At 63.4% G+C, this 17,560-nt stretch carries 19 protein-coding genes and 1 tRNA gene; 10 read left to right on the forward strand and 10 right to left on the reverse strand.

Annotated features, from left to right (window positions below):
* Positions 1–2: 2 nt before the first annotated feature.
* Complete coding sequence (gene rmuC, locus G7A66_RS02695) at positions 3–1,601, reverse strand: DNA recombination protein RmuC (RefSeq protein WP_174294172.1); 1,599 nt, start codon at positions 1,599–1,601, stop codon at positions 3–5.
* A gap of 116 nt (positions 1,602–1,717) precedes the next feature.
* On the opposite strand from rmuC, the gene G7A66_RS02700 reads away from it, so the two are divergent.
* Positions 1,718–2,116, forward strand: coding sequence for a four-helix bundle copper-binding protein (locus G7A66_RS02700; RefSeq protein ID WP_174294173.1), 399 nt, complete (start codon positions 1,718–1,720; stop codon positions 2,114–2,116).
* A gap of 73 nt (positions 2,117–2,189) precedes the next feature.
* Here the strand turns inward: G7A66_RS02700 and def are convergent, their stop codons facing one another.
* Positions 2,190–2,759, reverse strand: a complete 570-nt coding sequence (def, locus tag G7A66_RS02705) for a peptide deformylase (protein WP_174294174.1) — start codon at positions 2,757–2,759, stop codon at positions 2,190–2,192.
* A 54-nt stretch (positions 2,760–2,813) separates the two neighbouring features.
* A complete protein-coding gene (recR, locus tag G7A66_RS02710) occupies positions 2,814–3,425 on the reverse strand; it encodes a recombination mediator RecR (protein ID WP_174294175.1) in 612 nt (203 codons plus the stop codon).
* Positions 3,426–3,475: 50 nt separating this feature from the next.
* On the opposite strand from recR, the gene fmt reads away from it, so the two are divergent.
* Positions 3,476–4,381, forward strand: coding sequence for a methionyl-tRNA formyltransferase (gene fmt, locus G7A66_RS02715; protein WP_174294176.1), 906 nt, complete (start codon positions 3,476–3,478; stop codon positions 4,379–4,381).
* A gap of 23 nt (positions 4,382–4,404) precedes the next feature.
* On the opposite strand, the gene G7A66_RS02720 is transcribed toward fmt, so the two are convergent.
* Positions 4,405–4,974, reverse strand: a complete 570-nt coding sequence (locus tag G7A66_RS02720; protein ID WP_174294177.1) for a type 1 glutamine amidotransferase domain-containing protein — start codon at positions 4,972–4,974, stop codon at positions 4,405–4,407.
* A gap of 105 nt (positions 4,975–5,079) precedes the next feature.
* Here G7A66_RS02720 and truA point away from each other — a divergent pair, with 105 nt between their 5' ends.
* Together truA and G7A66_RS02730 are read left to right on the forward strand one after the other, a co-directional pair.
* Positions 5,080–5,835 (forward strand): tRNA pseudouridine(38-40) synthase TruA, encoded by a 756-nt coding sequence (gene truA / locus G7A66_RS02725; protein ID WP_174294178.1) that lies wholly within the window; start codon positions 5,080–5,082, stop codon positions 5,833–5,835.
* Between the two features lie 13 nt (positions 5,836–5,848).
* Positions 5,849–6,961 (forward strand): zinc-binding dehydrogenase, encoded by a 1,113-nt coding sequence (locus G7A66_RS02730; protein ID WP_174294179.1) that lies wholly within the window; start codon positions 5,849–5,851, stop codon positions 6,959–6,961.
* Between the two features lie 18 nt (positions 6,962–6,979).
* Here the strand turns inward: G7A66_RS02730 and G7A66_RS02735 are convergent, their stop codons facing one another.
* The gene (locus tag G7A66_RS02735) at positions 6,980–7,957 is read right to left on the reverse strand and encodes an asparaginase (protein WP_174294180.1); all 978 of its coding nucleotides are present in this window, start codon (positions 7,955–7,957) and stop codon (positions 6,980–6,982) included.
* A 151-nt stretch (positions 7,958–8,108) separates the two neighbouring features.
* Between G7A66_RS02735 and G7A66_RS02740 the strand changes: the two genes are divergently transcribed.
* Positions 8,109–8,184, forward strand: a tRNA-Val gene (locus G7A66_RS02740).
* Positions 8,185–8,202: 18 nt separating this feature from the next.
* Here G7A66_RS02740 and G7A66_RS02745 read toward each other — a convergent pair.
* Positions 8,203–8,787, reverse strand: a complete 585-nt coding sequence (locus G7A66_RS02745) for a TlpA family protein disulfide reductase (protein ID WP_232366599.1) — start codon at positions 8,785–8,787, stop codon at positions 8,203–8,205.
* Between the two features lie 40 nt (positions 8,788–8,827).
* Between G7A66_RS02745 and argH the strand changes: the two genes are divergently transcribed.
* Genes argH through G7A66_RS02765 form a run of 4 tightly spaced genes read left to right on the forward strand, consistent with a single transcriptional unit; the run spans position 8,828 to position 12,511 of the window.
* Positions 8,828–10,204, forward strand: a complete 1,377-nt coding sequence (gene argH / locus G7A66_RS02750) for an argininosuccinate lyase (RefSeq protein WP_174294182.1) — start codon at positions 8,828–8,830, stop codon at positions 10,202–10,204.
* The gene (locus G7A66_RS02755; protein ID WP_408609230.1) at positions 10,201–10,452 is read left to right on the forward strand and encodes a hypothetical protein; all 252 of its coding nucleotides are present in this window, start codon (positions 10,201–10,203) and stop codon (positions 10,450–10,452) included. The genes argH and G7A66_RS02755 overlap by 4 nt, the downstream gene beginning before the upstream one ends.
* Before the next feature lie 20 nt (positions 10,453–10,472).
* Positions 10,473–11,729: a diaminopimelate decarboxylase gene (lysA, locus tag G7A66_RS02760; RefSeq protein WP_174294183.1), complete on the forward strand. Its 1,257-nt coding sequence runs from the start codon at positions 10,473–10,475 to the stop codon at positions 11,727–11,729.
* Positions 11,729–12,511 carry a precorrin-2 dehydrogenase/sirohydrochlorin ferrochelatase family protein gene (locus G7A66_RS02765; protein ID WP_174294184.1) on the forward strand — a complete coding sequence of 261 codons (783 nt, stop codon included), beginning with the start codon at positions 11,729–11,731 and terminating at the stop codon, positions 12,509–12,511. The genes lysA and G7A66_RS02765 overlap by 1 nt, the downstream gene beginning before the upstream one ends.
* Positions 12,512–12,516: 5 nt before the next feature.
* Here G7A66_RS02765 and G7A66_RS02770 read toward each other — a convergent pair whose 3' ends face one another.
* The 3 genes from G7A66_RS02770 to G7A66_RS02780 form a co-directional block, all read right to left on the reverse strand.
* On the reverse strand, positions 12,517–13,494 hold the full coding sequence (locus tag G7A66_RS02770; RefSeq protein ID WP_174294185.1) for a winged helix DNA-binding protein: 978 nt from the start codon (positions 13,492–13,494) through the stop codon (positions 12,517–12,519).
* 63 nt (positions 13,495–13,557) lie between these two features.
* Positions 13,558–14,103, reverse strand: a complete 546-nt coding sequence (locus G7A66_RS02775; RefSeq protein WP_332310473.1) for a L,D-transpeptidase family protein — start codon at positions 14,101–14,103, stop codon at positions 13,558–13,560.
* A gap of 29 nt (positions 14,104–14,132) precedes the next feature.
* Positions 14,133–15,422: an adenylosuccinate synthase gene (locus G7A66_RS02780; protein WP_174294187.1), complete on the reverse strand. Its 1,290-nt coding sequence runs from the start codon at positions 15,420–15,422 to the stop codon at positions 14,133–14,135.
* A gap of 132 nt (positions 15,423–15,554) precedes the next feature.
* On the opposite strand from G7A66_RS02780, the gene G7A66_RS02785 reads away from it, so the two are divergent.
* Positions 15,555–16,373, forward strand: coding sequence for an aldo/keto reductase (locus tag G7A66_RS02785; RefSeq protein ID WP_174294188.1), 819 nt, complete (start codon positions 15,555–15,557; stop codon positions 16,371–16,373).
* Between the two features lie 3 nt (positions 16,374–16,376).
* On the opposite strand, the gene G7A66_RS02790 is transcribed toward G7A66_RS02785, so the two are convergent.
* A complete protein-coding gene (locus G7A66_RS02790) occupies positions 16,377–17,549 on the reverse strand; it encodes an ATP phosphoribosyltransferase regulatory subunit (protein WP_174294189.1) in 1,173 nt (390 codons plus the stop codon).
* Between the last annotated feature and the right edge of the window lie 11 nt (positions 17,550–17,560).

Here is a 17,560-nt window from a genome sequence, read left to right on the forward strand (position 1 = left end):
GTTTACTCCGCAGCCGAGCTTATGGAGCCCTCGGCCCCCTCACTGCCTGACGGCGCAAAATTGACCAGCGCTCTCGGTGTCGTGTTTAAGGGCGGCGCTTCGGGCAATTCCTTGGCCGATGTGTCGACCGACAATTCCTCGAAACGTTCGCCAGTCCGGCGCAGGTTGGTGTCGAAACTGCCTACCATCTTGTCGAAATGCTGGTTCGTGGATTGCAGGCTCTTGCGCAATTGCGCGATGTGGCCCGCAACCACCGCCAGCCTGTCGTACAATTCCTTGCCAAGCGTCGCGATTTCGGCTGCATCCGCCTGTACGCCCGCCTGGCGCCAGACGGTCGCGATCGTCAGCGCGATGGACATGAAATTGAGCGGCGAGGACAGCACAACCTTGCGCTGCAGGGCATAGTCCAGCAGCCCGGCATCCTGAGTCAATGCCGCGTAGAGAACATGTTCGCCTGGTATGAACATGACGACGAAATCGGCGGAGCCTTTTACATGATCCTGATAGCGCTTGCCCGACAGATCATCGATATGCCCGCGCAATTCGCGCGCGTGGGCGCGTAGCAGGGCGTTGCGTTCCTCGTCGCTCTCCGCCTCGTTCGCGCGGGCGTAAGTGTTAAATACGTTTTTCACATCCACGATCAGGCGCCGCCCACCCGGTATGTTGATAACCGCGTCGGGGCGCAGCAGACCGCCCTCGCCCGCAACGGTCACCTGGCAATCGAAATCGGCCTGATCATAAAGACCGCAACTTTCGAGCAGGTTCTCCAGCTGCAATTCGCCCCAGTCGCCCCGCGCCTTGGTCGCGCCGCGCAGGGTAGTGGTGATCCGGTTCGCACCTTCCATCACCCGTTCCTGCCCGGCGCGCACTTCGCCGATCACGCCGTGCAATTGCTGGAAATCGGTGACGCGGCTTTTCTCCAGTTCCTCTACCCGCTTGCGATAACGCTCCAGCGTCTCTCCGACCGGCCCAACTTTCTTCTCCAGTGCAGCGAGGCTTTCCTTGTTCAGCGCCTCGAGCCGCCCATGCGCCGTGTCGAGAAATTTTGCCTGCGCGCCCGTCAGCAGCTTCTCGCCAATTTCATTGAACTTTGCCTGCAGCTTCTCTTCCGCTGCGACAAGCCGGGTCAGTTCGCGGGCCGATTGCTCCTCCCGGTCGGCAAGACGGGCGGTGAAGGCCTTCTCACGCTCGTCCAACTCGCTGCGCAGGGATGAAAGGGCGTTCTCGGCAGCACGCCGCCCTTCTACCTCGGCTTCGTAGCGGGAATTCAGGCGATCGAAATCGGCGCGGAGCAGCCCGGCGGCTTTCTCCCGCTCGGCGACTTCGCTGCGCAGTCCTGCCACTGCGCCGCTCGCCTCTCCTCGCGCGGCTTCGCTTTCCTGCAATCGCTTTTCCAGATCATCGGCTCGGCCCGCCCGAACGCTCGCATTTTCAAGATCAATCACTGCGCGCCGGAACTTCTCGTCCAGATCGCGGGCTTCGGCATCGCGAGAAGCGTGGCGTTCCCGCCATTCGGCAACCGGACGCGAAGCGAAATACCAGCCGAGGCTCAGGCCCAGCAGCAAAGCGAAAATAGCAATGAGGGTAGCAGTCAGTGTCATGGCCGGAACATAGCTGGAACATGAACTGGCGCAAGCCATCATCGTGACAAAAGCGGAACAAGCCTGCCCGCTGCACGCTGCAACAGCACACGCTCATCAATTACGGAGATGCATGAATGTCGATCAAGGAAATGATCCAGGACCACCCGCAAGTCGGGTCCGATTACAACGAACAGCTTGGCGAAGCGATCAAGCACGCCATGTATGGTGCCGCGATCCTGAACAGCTGCGCCGACGCCTGCAATGCAGAGGAAGGCGACATGCGGTCCTGCATCCGCCGCTGTTCCGATGCGTCCGATCTGTGCGAAGCGTTCTACCGCATCGCCAGCCGCCGCACCGCGGGCAATGTCACCGTCATTAAGTCGCTGATGGAAGCGGTAATCATTTCGGTAAAGGTCTGCGCCGAAGAATGCGCGAAGCACGACAACGACCATTGCCGCCGCGCCGAACGCATGTGCCGTGAGGTCATGGAAGACGTGATCAAGGCGCGCGAAGGCATGCTCGACGCCGCCTGATCATGATTGGAAACGAAAGGGGCTCCGCAGTCGACCTGCGGAGCCCCTTTTCAACAGCGAAGCGCAGCCCTGCTCAGGCGTAGGCGCGCAGCTTGTTCAGCTTCTTCATCGCCATCTGCCGCTTCAGGCGCGAAAGGTGGTCGATGAACAGAATGCCTTCGAGATGGTCCATCTCGTGCTGGATACAGGTGGCGAGCAGGCCTTCCATCGCCTCCTCATGCATTGTGCCGTCCAGATCCTGCCAGCGGACCCGGCAGCTTTTCGGCCGGTCCACATCGGCGTAGATCTCGGGCACCGAGAGGCAGCCTTCCTGATATGTCGTGAGTTCGGCAGCCGGGTCGATGATCTCGGGATTGATGAACACGCGCGGGTCGTTCTTCACCGGCCGGTGATCGTGATCGCAGGCCTCGACATGGCAGGCTTCCGGCTGCTCGGCATCGCCGTCCGGTTCCTGCAGATCGATGACCAGCACCCGTAGCGGCACGCCGACCTGGATTGCCGCCAGCCCGATGCCCGGTGCGTCATACATCGTTTCGAACATGTCATCGACAAGCGTGCGGAGTTCGTCGTCGAACTTCTCGACCGGCTTGGAGACAGTCTTCAACCGGGGGTCCGGCACTTCCAGGATTTCGCGTATGGCCATGCGGCTCCAGATAGGAGCTGCCGTCCGCCATCGCAAGCAGGGATGGCGAGCGGCCTAGCCTGCCATGGGGCGCCGGGCACGAAGCGCCTGGGCCAGAGTGCCTTCGTCCAGATAATCAAGTTCACCGCCGACCGGCAGCCCGTGGGCAAGCTGCGTCAGGCGAATGGGCAGGTTCTCAAGGCGTTCGGCAATGTAATGTGCGGTGGTCTGCCCTTCCAGAGTGGCGTTCATGGCGAGCACCACCTCGTCCACCCGATTGTCGCCGTCGCGGTCGGAGACCCGCTCGATCAGGGCGGCGATGTTGAGATCCTCGGGGCGAACGCCTTCGAGCGCCGACAGCTTCCCGCCGAGCACATGGTAACGCCCGGTGAAGAGCCGCGCCCGGTCCAGCGCCCAGAGGTCGGCCACATCCTCCACCACGCAGAGCGAGTGACGGTCGCGCTTCGGGTCGGCGCAGATGCCGCAGGGGTTCTGCGTATCGACATTGGCGCAGATGTCGCATTCGACCAGCGTGTCGCGAACGGTTTCCAGCGCTGATATGAGCTGCAGCAGAGCGCCGGTGCGGCGTTTGACCAGCCAGAGCACTGCCCGCCGGGCGGAACGCGGCCCCAGCCCCGGCAATCGGGCCAGCGCGGATGCCAGCGTGTCGATCTCTTGCGATGCCATGGACAGGCAGATAGGGCTCGCGCTGGGTTTAGGAAAGGCCGCCACCGAAAATGCGCATCATCTTCATGGGAACCCCGGACTTCGCCGTGCCGACGCTGGCGGCGCTACACGATGCGGGGCACACGATCGTTGCCGCCTATACGCAGCCGCCGCGTCGGGCCGGGCGTGGGAAGAAAGTGCAGCCCTCCCCCATCCAGGTCGAAGCGGAACGGCGTCACATTCCCGTTCGCCATCCGGCTACGCTGAAGGATGCGGAGGCACAGGAGAATCTGGCTGCGCTGGAAGCCGACATTGCTGTCGTTGCGGCTTACGGACTGATCCTGCCGCAGGCGGTCCTCGACGCGCCGAGGCTGGGCTGTATCAACGTGCACGCATCCCTGCTGCCGCGCTGGCGCGGGGCGGCACCTGTTCAGCGTGCAATCCTGGCAGGCGATGCGGTGACCGGCATCACGATCATGCAGATGGAAGCCGGGCTGGACACGGGACCGATGCTGGCCACAGCGCGCGTGCAGACGGACCGGAAAACCGCGGGCGAGTTGACCGAAGAACTGGCGCAAGTAGGCGCTCAACTGCTGGTCGGCACCCTGATCGACATCGAGGCGCTACGGGCGATCGAACAGAACGATGCGCAAGCCACCTATGCCGCGAAGATCGACAAGGCCGAAGCGCAGATCGACTTCACACGGGCGGCAGAAGCGCTGGAACGGCAGGTGCGCGCCTTCGCGCCGTTTCCGGGTGCATGGTTCACGCTGGACGGCGAACGCATCAAGGTTCTGAAGGCCGATGTGGTCGGATTGGAAGGTAAACCGGGCCACACACTGGACGACCAGCTGACTATTGCCTGCGGCCACGCTGCCTTGCGACCGACGCTGCTACAGCGGGCAGGCAAGCCGGCGATGGAGACAGATGCCTTCCTTCGCGGCAAGGCGGTACCGGCGGGAGTGCTGGTCGGCTGACCCCCGCCGGATGTGCGATCGGATCAGGCGTTCGCAGCCTGCTTCGCATGTTCGCCTTCGCAGAACTCCTCCACGATCTTGTCGCAGAAGGCGGGTAGATCGTCGGGGTTGCGGCTGGTGATCAGGCCCTGATCGACACAGACTTCTTGGTCGACCCAGTTACCGCCTGCGTTGCGTATATCGGTCTGCAAAGTGGGATAGCTGGTCAGCTTGCGTCCCTTGACCTGGTCTGCCTCGACCAGAGTCCATGGGCCGTGGCAGATCGCCGCGACCGATTTCTTGCCTGCGAAGGCGGCCTTGATGAAGGATACTGCGCTGTCATTGCCGCGCAGCTTGTCCGCGCCGACCGTCCCGCCCGTAATGACGATGCCGTCGAAATCCTCGGCCGAAACTTGATCGAAAGTCTTGTCGATGTCGTAGCTGCCGCCACTGTCGAGATCGTTGTTCACCGTCTGCGCCTTGCCGCTTTCGAAGCTGAGAACGGTGACCTTGCCGCCGGCCTGTTCGACCGCTTGCTTCGGCTTGGTGAATTCCGGCTCTTCCGTGCCCTTGGGCGCGATGAGAATGGCGATGTTTTTTCCGTCTAGTTTCATGTGCTTTTCCTGATTTTGGTTTCAGGAGATTTACGTTCGTGGAGGGTACCGGGTTCCAGCCTGCCCTTGCCTCCCGCGACGAATTGGGCCAGCGCCGCGACCAGCATGGCCCGTTTCGCACTCACCCTGGAATTCGACGGCGCGCCTTTCATGGGGCTGCAACGCCAGGCACATGGCCGAACCGTTCAGCAGGCCGTTGAAGAAGCGGTTTTTGCCGTCACCGCAGAGGAAGTCCGCTTGCATGTCGCCGGACGCACCGATGCAGGCGTCCACGCCCTCGCCATGCGGGCGCATGTGGATGTCGAGAAGCCTTTCGCGCCCTTTCGCCTGATGGAAGCCATCAACGCCAAATTGCGGCCCGATCCGGTGGCTGTGATCGCCTGCGAGGAAAAGCCGGAAGACTGGCACGCGCGTTTCTCATGCCTCGGGCGGAGCTATCTTTACCGCATCGCCAATCGGCGCGCGCCGCTCGCGCTTGGCAAGGGACGAATGTGGCACCTTGCCCCGCCGCTGGACGCCGATGCCATGCACCGGGCTGCCCAGGCGCTGGTCGGACGGCACGATTTCACGACTTTCCGTTCCGCTCACTGCCAGTCGGCAAGCCCGGTCAAGACACTCGACCGGCTGGATGTCCGCCGCGAAGGCGAAGAAATCTTGATCGAGGCAGCAGCGCGCAGCTTCCTGCATCACCAGGTCAGGTCGATGGTCGGTTGCATCGCGCTCGTCGGCATGGGACGCTGGAAAGAAGAGGACATCGCCGCCGCCCTCGCCGCGCGCGACCGGCAGCGATTGGGCCTCAACGCTCCGCCTCACGGTCTGTATTTCGTGAAGGCAGATTATCCGGACGATGACGCAACATGACAGGAGAAGCAGTATGAGCACGACAGGCAAGCAGATCTTCACCACCCTCTCGGCCGATGGGAAGCTGACGGTTGAGGTGGCGGAAAACACCTTTCCCGATCCCCGCCCCAGCCAGGTGCTGGTGAAGATGGAAGCGGCGCCGATCAATCCGTCCGATCTCGCCCTGCTGTTCAGCGCCGCCGATCTCGAAAGTGCCGAGTTTTCTAATGGCAAGATCGTCGCCGACATGCCGGAGCCGTTCCTGTCGGGTGCGAAGGGTCGCCACGGACAACGCCTGCCGGTCGGAAACGAAGGCGCAGGCATCGTCGTTGCCGCGGGAAGCAGCGACATGGCGCAGGCACTGATGGGGCGGCGGGTTGCTTGCGTTCCCGGTTCAGCCTTCAGCGAATATGCGCTGGCCGAAGCGGCCATGTGCCTGCCGCTGGGCGACCATTCCGCTGCCGATGGGGCCTCGGCCTTCGTCAATCCGATGACGGCGCTTGGCTTTGCCGAAACCGCGCGGATGGAAGGGCAGAAGGCGATCATCCATTCCGCCGCCGCTTCCAATCTCGGCCAGATGCTGAACCGCATCTGCCAGGAAGATGGCCTTGCACTGGTCAATATCGTCCGCAAGCAGGACCAGGCCGACCTGCTGAAGGGCATGGGGGCAGAACATGTCGTTAATTCTTCGGACGACGATTTCATGAGCCAGCTTCGCAGCGCAATCGATGCAACCGACGCATATTTCGGGTTCGACCCGATCGGCGGCGGCAAGACGGTGGACAGCTGCTTCAAGGCGATGGAGCAGGTTGCGGCAGCGAAGATGAAGGAGTTCAGCCGCTATGGATCCGATCAGCCGAAGAAGATGTATATCTACGGCCGGCTGGACCTCGGCCCCACGATCCTGACGCCTGCGTACGGGTTCGGCTGGACACTGTCGGGCTGGTTGCTGACACCGTTCCTGCAGCAGGCGGGGATGGAAACCGTCGGGCGTATGCGCAAGCGCGTGCTCGATAATCTGACCACCACTTTCGCCAGCAGCTACAAGCGCAAGGTCACGCTGGAAGAGATGCTGACGAGGGAGGCGGCGCTCGATTACCGGCAGATGAAGACCGGCGAGAAGTACCTCGTCACGCCGCACGGCTGAACGCAGCCGCGAGGCTGATTACCGGCGGTTGAATTCCTGTTGTGCGCGGGCGGGGTCGGCGATCCCGTCCGCCAGCAGCAATTGCAAGAGAATACGGCTCTTCTGCGGATTGAGAGCGCGCGCGGCAACGAAGCCGCAGGCCGCGTCATCGGGTTCGATGTCGACGAGTCCTTCGTCGACACGGGTGGACCGCACCACCAACAGCCCCGCCGCTGCCGCTTCGCTCAGGGCGGCGCGGATCGTCTGCGGCATGTTGCCAGTTCCGAAACCCGCCAGCACGATACCCTTCGCGCCAGTGGCAACCGCCTGCTCGACAAGCACCGGCTCCATTCCGGCGAAGGCGTAGAGCATCGCGATCTCTGGGAGCCGTTCGGGAAAAGCAAAGCGCGCCTCCTCGCCCCGCCGCCAGGGTTCGCCGAACCATTCGAGCGAACTGGGCGTCACCATCGCAATCGGCCCGCGGGGAAACCCCCTGAACGCATCCGTGCCGCTGGTATGCGCCTTCCGGACGTCGCGGGCCGAATGTACGAAATCGTTCATCACGACCATCACGCCCCGCCCTGGCGCGTGCCGATCGCCGGCGACCTGCATGGCGTTCGCGAAATTGCGCAGGCCGTCGCTGCCAACGGCGTCTGCCGCGCGCATGGCGCCAACGATGATGACTGGCTTGGTGCTGGGCAAGGTGCGGTCGAGCAGGAACGCCGTCTCCTCCGCCGTGTCGGTGCCGTGGGTGACGATGATCGCATCGAACTCGGGATCTTTCATTGCCTGAACTATGGCCGTGTGCAGCTTGTGCCAGACCGGCCACCCGATATCCTCCGACCCCATATTGGCGATCTGCCGGCCCGAGAGTCGCGCCTCCAGACCCAGCGGCGCGACACTGCCGAGGAAGTCGTCGATAGCGATCTGGCCCGGCCGGTAATCGCGACGGATTGCCGAACCAGCGCTGCCAGCGATGGTGCCGCCCGTGCCGAGTACCAGAAAATGTTTCGTCATGAGCGGTCTCGTAGCGGGGCAGCGGGGTCAATTCCACCGCCGCTCGCGCCTTTCACCTAATTGGGGTTGAAAAAGCTCATGCCCGGAAGCGATAGATGATTGATTTACCGCCGCCAGTCGTTATGCACGCGGCTCCTGCCGGAATCGGCACGGGCGGTTAGCTCAGTTGGTAGAGCATCTCGTTTACACCGAGAGGGTCGGCGGTTCGAGCCCGTCACCGCCCACCATTCACCGACATCGCACATTCAGGCAGCATTTCTGCCCAGACCTTCCTCGATCAGCGCGCGCGCTTCTTCGGAAGACCAGTCATATTCTCCGAGGATCCGCCAGACCTCCCGCCCCTGTGCGTCATAGAGGATGGTGACCGGCAATTGCCCGCCGAATGCGAAACTCAGCTGGGTTTCGGAATCGATCCAGGGTTCGAGGTTCGACAGCCCGGTTTCTTCAAAGAAAGGCACGACCTTTTCCGCCCCCTGCAGATCCTGGCTGGCGGCGATCACCCGCATCTCGCCGTCGTAATCGCCTGCCAGATCGTCGAGCAACGGCATTTCCCGCACGCAAGGCGCGCACCAGGTGGCCCAGACATTCAGCAGAACCGGCGTGCCCTGCAGCGCACCCAGGTTGAGTGTGCGCCCATCGGGGTTGGTCAGTCCGACAGCCGGCATCAGCGCGCCTGCCCCGCTCCTGTCTACCTCTCCTGCAAAGGATTGGTTGCCTTCGCGCAATTCGGCCTGTTCTTGCGCGCTTTCCCCACCTTGACTATCGCACGCGGCAAGGCCGGCAACCAGCGCGAGCGAGGCGAACAGTTTGAACGACAGGGAACAGGGCAAGGCAACCTCCGGATCGCAAGCGGGCGCCCGGGCAAACACGATGTGGGGCGGACGCTTCGCCGATGGACCTAGCGCGATCATGCGCGAAATCAACGCCTCGATTCCCTTCGACAAGGCATTGTGGCGGCAGGACATCGCCGCCAGCAAGGCCCACGTCGCGATGCTCGCCGATTGCGATATCGTCAGCAAGGCGGATGCGGAGGCCATTTCGACCGGCCTCGACCGCGTCGCCGCCGAATATGAAGCCGAGGGCGTGCCCGAGAACTGGGATCTCGAGGACATCCACATGACCACGGAGAGCCGCCTTGCCGAACTGATCGGCCCGGCGGCGGGTCGCCTGCACACGGCGCGCAGCCGCAACGATCAGGTGGCGACGGACTTCCGCCTGTGGGTCCGCGACGCGATAGACGAGATGGATGCGGGCATAGCGGGATTGCAGCGGGCGCTGGTGACCCGTGCAAGCGAACATGCCGACACCATCATGCCCGGCTTTACGCATCTGCAGACGGCCCAGCCAGTCACGCTGGGTCATCATCTGATGGCCTATTACGAGATGCTCCGCCGCGACCGTTCGCGCTTCGCCGATGCGCGCGTGCGCCTGAACGAGAGTCCGCTCGGCTGCGCCGCGCTCGCCGGGACGGGCTTTCCCATCGACCGCGAGGCCACTGCCGCTGCACTAGGCTTCGACCGGCCGACGGCGAATAGCCTAGACTCCGTATCCGATCGGGATTTCGCGCTCGATTACCTGACGGCGGCCAGCCAGTGCGCCCTGCATCTGTCGCGCCTGGCGGAGGAGATGATCCTCTGGGCCAGCCAGCCTTTCGGCTTCGTCCGCATGCCCGATGCCCTGTCCACCGGCAGTTCGATCATGCCGCAGAAAAAGAACCCGGATGCCGCCGAACTTGTGCGCGGGCATGCCGGGCGCATCTCCGGTTGCCTGATGTCGCTGATGATGACGATGAAGGGCCTGCCGCTCGCCTATTCGAAGGACATGCAGGACGACAAACCGCCGGTGTTCGAGGCACACCACCTTCTGGGCCTGTGCATCGCCGCAATGACCGGCATGGTCGCCGATGCTGCGTTCGACGCTGCGCGAATGCGGCAGGCTGCGGAACTGGGCTATGCCACCGCGACCGACCTCGCCGACTGGCTGGTGCGCGAAGCCGACATTCCCTTCCGCGAGGCGCATCACATCACCGGCGCTGCCGTGCGGCTGGCAGAGCAGGAGAACAAGGCGCTGGACGCACTCACACTCGACCAGTTGCAGGCAATCGACGGCAGGATCGACAAACGGGTTTTCGGGGCCTTGTCCGTGGAAGCATCGGTGGCCGCACGCTCCAGCCATGGCGGAACCGCGCCGGAACAGGTAAGACTGCGCGTGGCCGAGGCACGGCAGGCATTGGAGAACGAGTTGTGAGACAAGTCGCAAGGACTGTGCTCTGCGCCGGAATGGCGATGCTGCTGCTGGGCGGATGCGGGCAGAAGACGATTCTGACGCCCGCGCCCGGCGCTACCCCGCCGGTCGCGCCTTTCGGCACACACACGCGGCCCGATGCCGACGAATTGCTGGAACTTGACCCCCAGGCTGCGCCCGAACGCAGCGTGGAATTGCGAAAACGTTCGGAAGTGCGCGAGGAAGACCCCTTCGACCTGCCCCCCGAATGAATTCAGAATAACAGGACAACATGGATCATTTTTCAATGCGGGGCGGCGTGATGCACGCCGAGGATGTCTCTCTCGTCGACATTGCAGAGCAGGTCGGCACGCCCGTCTATGTCTATTCGCGCGCCACGCTGGTGCGCCATGCGCGGGTTTTCCGCGACGCGTTGGCTCCCTTGGGCGATCCGCACATAGCCTTTGCCGTGAAGGCCAATCCCAATCTGTCCGTGTTGAAGGTGCTACAGCGCGAAGGCTATGGCGCGGATGTGGTCTCCGGCGGCGAACTGGCTCGCGCCCTTAAAGCCGACATGGCTCCTGCCGACATCGTTTTTTCGGGCGTCGGCAAGACACTGGCGGAGCTGACCTTCGGCCTCGATACTGGTATCGGTCAGTTTAATCTGGAATCAGGCGAGGAAGCGCGCGAATTGTCGGCTATCGCGGCTGCTCGCGGTCAGAAAGCGCCCTGTGCGCTGCGCATCAACCCCGATGTGGACGCAGGTACCCACGACAAGATCTCGACGGGCAAGGCAGACAACAAGTTTGGCATTCCGCTGCCGGACGCCCCCGCCCTTCATGCCGAGCTTGCCGCCCTGCCCGGCCTCGACATGCGCGGGCTGGCAATCCACATCGGCAGCCAGCTTAGCTCGCTGGAACCGCTGGAGACCGCATTCGGCAAGATCGGTGCGCTGCTCAGGCAATTGCGTGCCTCTGGCCTGGCGGTAAGCCACGTCGATCTCGGCGGCGGATTGGGCGTGCCATACAAGGCGGGTGAGGTGCTGCCTACCCCGGCCGAATATGGCGAAATGGTCGCGAGGATTACGCGCGATTGGGACGTAAAACTCAGCTTCGAGCCAGGCCGTGTCATTGCCGGCAATGCCGGTGTCTTGCTGACCCGGATCATCCGGGTAAAGCGCGGATTGAATGACCCTTTCCTGATTGTCGACGCCGCCATGAACGATCTCGCCCGCCCGGCGCTTTACGGTTCATGGCATGACTTCGCTGCCGTCACACCCGGCGGCGAGATGATGACCGCCAACATCGTCGGCCCGATCTGCGAAACCGGCGACACTTTCGCGACAGGGCGCCATTGCGATCGTCTGCAAGCCGGCGATCTGGCAGTTTTCCGCACCGCAGGCGCTTATGGCGCGACCATGGCCTCCAGCTACAACAGCCGCGGCTTTGTGCCCGAGGTGCTGGTGGATGGCGATCGCTTCGCGGTCGTGGCGGATCGCCTCGAGGCAGCCAGCATCATGGCAGCCGAGAACGTGCCGGACTGGCTCTGATGCTGTCGCTGCCGCTGTTCCACCGGATCACCGGCAAACGCGTCGTCATTATCGGCGACGGCGACATGGCCGATGCGAAACGGCGGCTGATAGAGCGGGCCGGTGGCATCTGCTGCGGCGAAACCGAAGCGCATCATGCCGATCTGGGTTTCGTAGCGCTGGAAAACGAACGCGCCGCCGAAATTGCTGCGCGGCGGCTGAAAGCACATGGTTTGCTGGTCAATGTCGCGGATCGGCCCGACCTCTGTGACTTCACCTTGCCGAGCGTGCTGGACCGCGAACCGGTGCAGATCGCCATCGGCACCTCGGGTGCGTCGGCGGGGCTGGCCAAGCATCTACGCCTGAGGCTGGAGACGACGCTGCCGCAGTCACTGGGGCGACTGGCAGAGGCATTGTCGGCAGCTCGCGAGGACATGCGCGCGCGCTTTCCCCAGGCAGATCAGAGGCGCAAGGCCCTGGATGCGGCTCTTGCACCGGGCGGCGCGCTCGATCCGTTGCAGGCGAACTCCGCCGACGAAGTCGATGCATGGCTTGCGGGTACTGCGGCGCCCGAGACTGATCGCGTTGAGGTATTGAAGCTGACGAGCACCGACCCGGACGACCTGACGTTGCGGCAGGCCCGTCTGTTAGGCGAAGCCGATGTGGTCGTCTTCGCGCCCGAGATCCCCGAGCCGATCCTCGTCCGTGCTAGGGCCGACGCCGTGCGCCGCACCCTGGCCGATTACGACGCGCGGAATCCGGATGAAGCTTCGCCGGGGCTGACGATCATACTGACATATTGAGCCGATCAGATCGTGCGAACGGCATCCTTGCCAAGTTCCACGAAATAGCGCGCCATATTGTCGGCGGCCTTGTCGGTCAGTGCGATAAAGGCGCGGCGGCGGTCGGTTTCATCCTCCACCCGCTCCAGCAGGCCGGCATCGACCATCTGTGAAATCCAGCGAAGCGCCGTGGTCGGGGGAACGCCGGATGCGATGCAGAGCGAAGTGACGGAAACCCGCAGATGCTCGACCCGCGCCGCCGTGAGGTCCAGAAGGATATCCCAGGCCGGGTCAGCAAACAGATCGCCGTCAAAGAAGCGCGCGCGCAACTGCCGCTGGCGGATTATGCGGCGGAGCAGGCGCGGATCCGGCAATGGCGGCTTGCTTGAACGGACCAGCCGGTCTGATCCGTCTGCATCCTCGCCGCGATATTCGCTGCCGGGGGATTCAAAGTTAAAGGCGCGGCTGCCGCTTCCGCCTCCCTCGGTCATGCGATCCAGCTTGAGAGCGATCTGGCTCACCTGCTCGGTCAGGCGCAGCAGGCTCAGACGGTCTTCATCCGACATCTCGCGCACCTTGGCGGGTGTTACGCGAGCCAGCATCTGACCGACGGTCACCATCCAGTCCGACCGGCTCGGGTCGACCAACAGAGTGGCGTCCGCTCCGCTGGCGGCATAGACCGTGTCGAGAAAGTCCAACGACGTGGCCACCGCCAGTTGCGCACCTGTTCGGGAAGCCTGCTCACTGATCTGCGCCAGCGATCCGGCCATCGCGGTATCGCATTCTGCGCAGTCGATCAGGATCATATCTCCGCGCGCGCGCATGTCTGCAGCATTCAGGTCGGCAGATTGACCCGCACTGATTACCTGAAGTCCGGCAGCCTCCAAATCACCTGACAGAGTGGCGCATACACCCGGACGATCAGAGAAAATCTCTACGCTCGCGGCGCGCCTGGACGCCTCGCCATGGTCCCCGTCGCCATAGGAAAAACCTGCCTGCCCCATTCACTCACCCCCGCCAAGATGGAACATCACTAGAACGCATTGCTGACCAGTCAAGCGTTCGGTTCAGGGCCGGATCTCGATCAGGGTGCCGTCCGGAACAAGGTGCCAGAGCTCCGCAATTTCTTGATTGCTCAGCGCGATGCAGCCGTCCGTCCAGTCGCCTTCGATGCGCTCTCCGTCAAATCCATTCGGCTGGCCATGCAGAAAAATGTCGCCGCCCGGCGAACGCCCTTGCGCGTTAGCGAAGGCACGGTCCTGCGCATTGGGATAACTGATCCGCAAAGACAGATGATACGCACTGCGCGGATTGCGGGTGTCGATTCGGTATCGCCCTTCCGGAGTACGCTCGTCTCCCTGGAACTGCTTGTGCCCCATAGGCGCATCGCCGAACTGAAGATCGCGATAGATGCGGATCGGCTGCTCGCCTTCGAACAGCACCAGTACCCGGTCTGACTTGTCCACGAGGATGGAACGGACAGCAGATCGCGCCTGCTCCATCTTTGGCAGGACAGCCGCGGGGCGGACGGGCGCTGGCTCCGATACTGGCTCAGGCAGCGGCAGTGGCGGCATCGATTTCGCGGCACACCCCGCCAGCAAGGCGGTGAGCACCAAGCCGCCAAGGCACCGCCGACGCACGGTCAATCCATGAACGGGTCGCGGACGAGGATCGTGTCGTCACGTTCAGGGCTGGTGGATACCAGCGCCACCGGCGTCTCGATCAATTCCTGCACGCGCTGGATGTATTTGATCGCATTGGCCGGCAGATCCGCCCAACTGCGCGCACCGGCGGTCGTCTGCTGCCAGCCCTCCATCTCCTCGTAGATCGGCTCGACAGCGGCCTGATCGGCCGCGTGGGCAGGCAGATAATCATAGACCTTGCCGCGCAGGCGATAGCCGGTGCAGATCTTAACGGTTTCAAAGCCGTCGAGCACGTCCACCTTGGTCAGCGCTATGCCGGTGACGCCGGAGATTGCGCAGCTTTGCCGCACGATGACCGCGTCGAACCAGCCGCAGCGCCGCTTGCGCCCCGTCACCACTCCGAATTCGTGACCCCGTTCGCCCAGTGTCTGCCCGTCCGCGTCGTCGAGTTCGGTCGGGAAAGGACCGCTGCCCACACGCGTTGTATAGGCTTTGACGATGCCGAGCACGAAGCCTGTCGAATTCGGACCGAGGCCGGAACCGCTCGCTGCCGTGCCGCTGACGGTATTGGAGCTGGTGACGAAAGGATAGGTGCCGTGATCAACGTCGAGCAGCACGCCCTGCGCCCCTTCGAACAGGATCTTCGCCCCTGCCCGCTTCACCTTCTTCAGACGTTTCCAGACAGGCTGAGCGAAACGCATCACGAAGGGCGCGATCTCGCGCAGTTCCTCGAGCAAAGCCGCGCGATCGACCGGCGGCTGATCGAACCCCGCACGCAGCGCATCGTGATGCGCGCAAAGCCGGTCGAGCTGCGGATCGAGCGTGTCGAGATGGGCCAGGTCGCAGACCCGAATTGCCCGGCGCCCGACCTTGTCTTCGTAGGCGGGCCCGATGCCGCGCCCGGTCGTGCCGATCTTGCCCTTGCCCGCCGCCGCTTCGCGCAAGCCGTCCAGATCGCGGTGCATGGGCAGGATCAACGGGCAATTGTCGGCGATGGCGAAATTGTCGTCGGTGATGGAGACGCCCTGCCCCTCCAGCTTCTCGACCTCCGATTTCAGGGCCCAGGGGTCCAGCACGACGCCATTGCCAATGATGGACAGGGTGCCCGACACGATGCCCGATGGCAGAAGGCTCAGCTTGAACACATGGCCGTCGATCACCAGCGTATGGCCGGCATTGTGGCCGCCCTGAAAGCGGACGACCGCGTCGGCTCGGCTGGCCAGCCAATCTACGATCTTGCCTTTGCCTTCGTCGCCCCACTGGGCGCCGATCACCGTAACATTCGCCATGAACGCGCCTTTTGCTCGCACTTCGGGAAAGGGAATCGGCCTCGGGCGTTAGGGACGGAATGGCGGAGCGTCCAGCATTACGGCTGATATTTCCTGCGTTCCGCGCAATTTTCCAACGAACGGAGATGCTAGATGCCCGACACGGCACCCACCCTTACACTGAACGACGGTCGCACCATGCCGCAACTGGGCTTCGGAACCTACCAGATCGAGAATTCACATGCGGCTGAGGCCGTGTCGATGGCCGTCGATGCCGGATATCGGCTGGTGGACACAGCCGCAATCTATCGCAACGAGAATGGCGTCGGCGAAGCTCTTGCCGGGCATGACGAGATCTGGCTGACCACGAAAATCTGGAACGATCAGCAAGGCCACCGCGAAAGTCTGGCCGCCTTCGACAAGTGCCTCGGGCGGCTCGGGCGCGAATCCGTTGACCTGCTACTGATCCACTGGCCCTGTGCCGACAAGGGCAAGTTCGTCGATACCTGGAAGGCCTTCATCGAACTGCGCGACGCCGGAAAGGCGAAGTCCATCGGCGTGTCGAACTTCATGCCGGAGAACCTGGAAAAGATCGTGCGTGAGACGGGGGTTACACCTGCGCTTAACCAGATCGAACTGCATCCTTCCTTCCAGCAAAAGGAACTACGGCAGCTGCACAACCAGATGGGCATCGTGACGCAGAGTTGGTCGCCGCTGGGCCAGGGCGACGGCCTGAAGCAGGAAACGATCACCCGCATTGCTGAAGAAACCGGGCAGTCGCCGGCTGCAATCATTATCCGCTGGCACATGCAACATGGGCTGGCCGTCATTCCCAAGGCATCGTCCAGGGATCACATCGAGGATAATTTCACCGCAACACAGTTCACGCTGAGCGAGCAGCAAATGGCCGCTATCGACGCAATGGACAGTTCTGAGGGCCGCATCGGACCTGATCCCGCCCGCTTCTGCTGAGGCTCAGACCGGCTGCACGTCGATGCCGATCAGGCGGTGCGTGCAGCCCAGTGCCGCCGCATCGTCGGCATCGTGCAGCGCCGCAATAGTGCGCCATCCTATGGCCCGCAACCGATCGGCAGCGCTGCGGTCATGGCCTTGCGGCAGGAACAGCGTGTCGCGTTTGGCAATTGCGCCGGTCAGGGCATCGATCAGCGGGTCGAGGTAAAGCGAGAATCCAGTCGCAGCCTCGTCGCTGCCCACGATATGATAGGTGCCGCCCCGGCCCAAGGCGCCGGTGGCATTTGCAGCATAGAGCGTGAAGCCGAACCAGCTCTGATATTCGAATCCGTGTCGTTCGGTCGGATCGAGGGTGATGCGGGCTGCGTCGCCCACGTGAGCAGCGACCTGTTCGAACGCGTCGATCCGGCTGGTCAGCGCGCCGCCATCGTCGAGGCCGCGCAGCAATTCTGCGGCTCTCTCGATATCGCCGGTTGCATAGAGCAGCGGCAGGTAAGCATCGCCGCCAGCCGCCTTCAGCCCGCCTGCATCCTTCGTGTCGAGTTCGCGCCGAACTGCGGCGATCTGTTCCGCCTGCAAAGGCATTGGGCCCGCTGCAAGAACATCGACGAGATCGGGCATGGTGAAATCGACCGATATGTCGCGCGCGCCAGCCGCCTTCAGCGCTTCGACGGCCAGAATGACGATTTCCGCCGCCGCAGCCACCGTGTCGCTGCCGATGAGTTCCGCGCCAAGCTGCAGGCGCTGCCGCGTTGGATCAAGCTGATCGGCCCGGATCAGCGCGACCTCGCCCGCATAGCAAAGGCGCAGGGGCCGCGCCGCGTCGCGCAGGCCGGTGGCGGCGATCCGCCCGATTTGCGGCGTGATGTCGGACCGGAGGGCCAGCGTCCGTAGCGAGACGGGATCGATGAAGCGGAACATGCGCTGCGGGGAATCGCCATTCATCCGGCGCGCCAGTGCCGCCTCGAACTCCACCAGTGGCGGGCTGACCCGGTCGTAACCGTGCAGATCCATCGCCTCCAGCGCCGCCGCCATGGCCTGCGTCGTCGCAGCGGCGGCGGCGGGCAGGCAGTCTGCAAGACCCTCCGGCAGCAAATCTGCCAGAGGGCTGGCCAGAGGAATGGATGTGGACGGCGCGCTGGCGGGCGCTGAGGAAGGGTCTGTTCTATCGGTCATGACGCCGCCGC

Source organism: Alteripontixanthobacter muriae, assembly GCF_013336795.1.
In the GTDB taxonomy this organism is placed as follows: Bacteria; Pseudomonadota; Alphaproteobacteria; order Sphingomonadales; family Sphingomonadaceae; genus Pseudopontixanthobacter; species Pseudopontixanthobacter muriae.

Bases quoted from the DNA above. Each gene is read 5' to 3' on its own strand.
- rmuC (WP_174294172.1), bottom strand. From the start codon at position 1,601: ATGACACTGACTGCTACCCTCATTGCTATTTTCGCTTTGCTGCTGGGC.
- G7A66_RS02700 (WP_174294173.1), top strand. From the start codon at position 1,718: ATGTCGATCAAGGAAATGATCCAGGACCACCCGCAAGTCGGGTCCGAT.
- def (WP_174294174.1), bottom strand. From the start codon at position 2,759: ATGGCCATACGCGAAATCCTGGAAGTGCCGGACCCCCGGTTGAAGACT.
- recR (WP_174294175.1), bottom strand. From the start codon at position 3,425: ATGGCATCGCAAGAGATCGACACGCTGGCATCCGCGCTGGCCCGATTG.
- fmt (WP_174294176.1), top strand. From the start codon at position 3,476: ATGCGCATCATCTTCATGGGAACCCCGGACTTCGCCGTGCCGACGCTG.
- G7A66_RS02720 (WP_174294177.1), bottom strand. From the start codon at position 4,974: ATGAAACTAGACGGAAAAAACATCGCCATTCTCATCGCGCCCAAGGGC.
- truA (WP_174294178.1), top strand. From the start codon at position 5,080: ATGGCCCGTTTCGCACTCACCCTGGAATTCGACGGCGCGCCTTTCATG.
- G7A66_RS02730 (WP_174294179.1), top strand. From the start codon at position 5,849: ATGAGCACGACAGGCAAGCAGATCTTCACCACCCTCTCGGCCGATGGG.
- G7A66_RS02735 (WP_174294180.1), bottom strand. From the start codon at position 7,957: ATGACGAAACATTTTCTGGTACTCGGCACGGGCGGCACCATCGCTGGC.
- argH (WP_174294182.1), top strand. From the start codon at position 8,828: ATGTGGGGCGGACGCTTCGCCGATGGACCTAGCGCGATCATGCGCGAA.
- lysA (WP_174294183.1), top strand. From the start codon at position 10,473: ATGGATCATTTTTCAATGCGGGGCGGCGTGATGCACGCCGAGGATGTC.
- G7A66_RS02765 (WP_174294184.1), top strand. From the start codon at position 11,729: ATGCTGTCGCTGCCGCTGTTCCACCGGATCACCGGCAAACGCGTCGTC.
- G7A66_RS02770 (WP_174294185.1), bottom strand. From the start codon at position 13,494: ATGGGGCAGGCAGGTTTTTCCTATGGCGACGGGGACCATGGCGAGGCG.
- G7A66_RS02780 (WP_174294187.1), bottom strand. From the start codon at position 15,422: ATGGCGAATGTTACGGTGATCGGCGCCCAGTGGGGCGACGAAGGCAAA.
- G7A66_RS02785 (WP_174294188.1), top strand. From the start codon at position 15,555: ATGCCCGACACGGCACCCACCCTTACACTGAACGACGGTCGCACCATG.
- G7A66_RS02790 (WP_174294189.1), bottom strand. From the start codon at position 17,549: ATGACCGATAGAACAGACCCTTCCTCAGCGCCCGCCAGCGCGCCGTCC.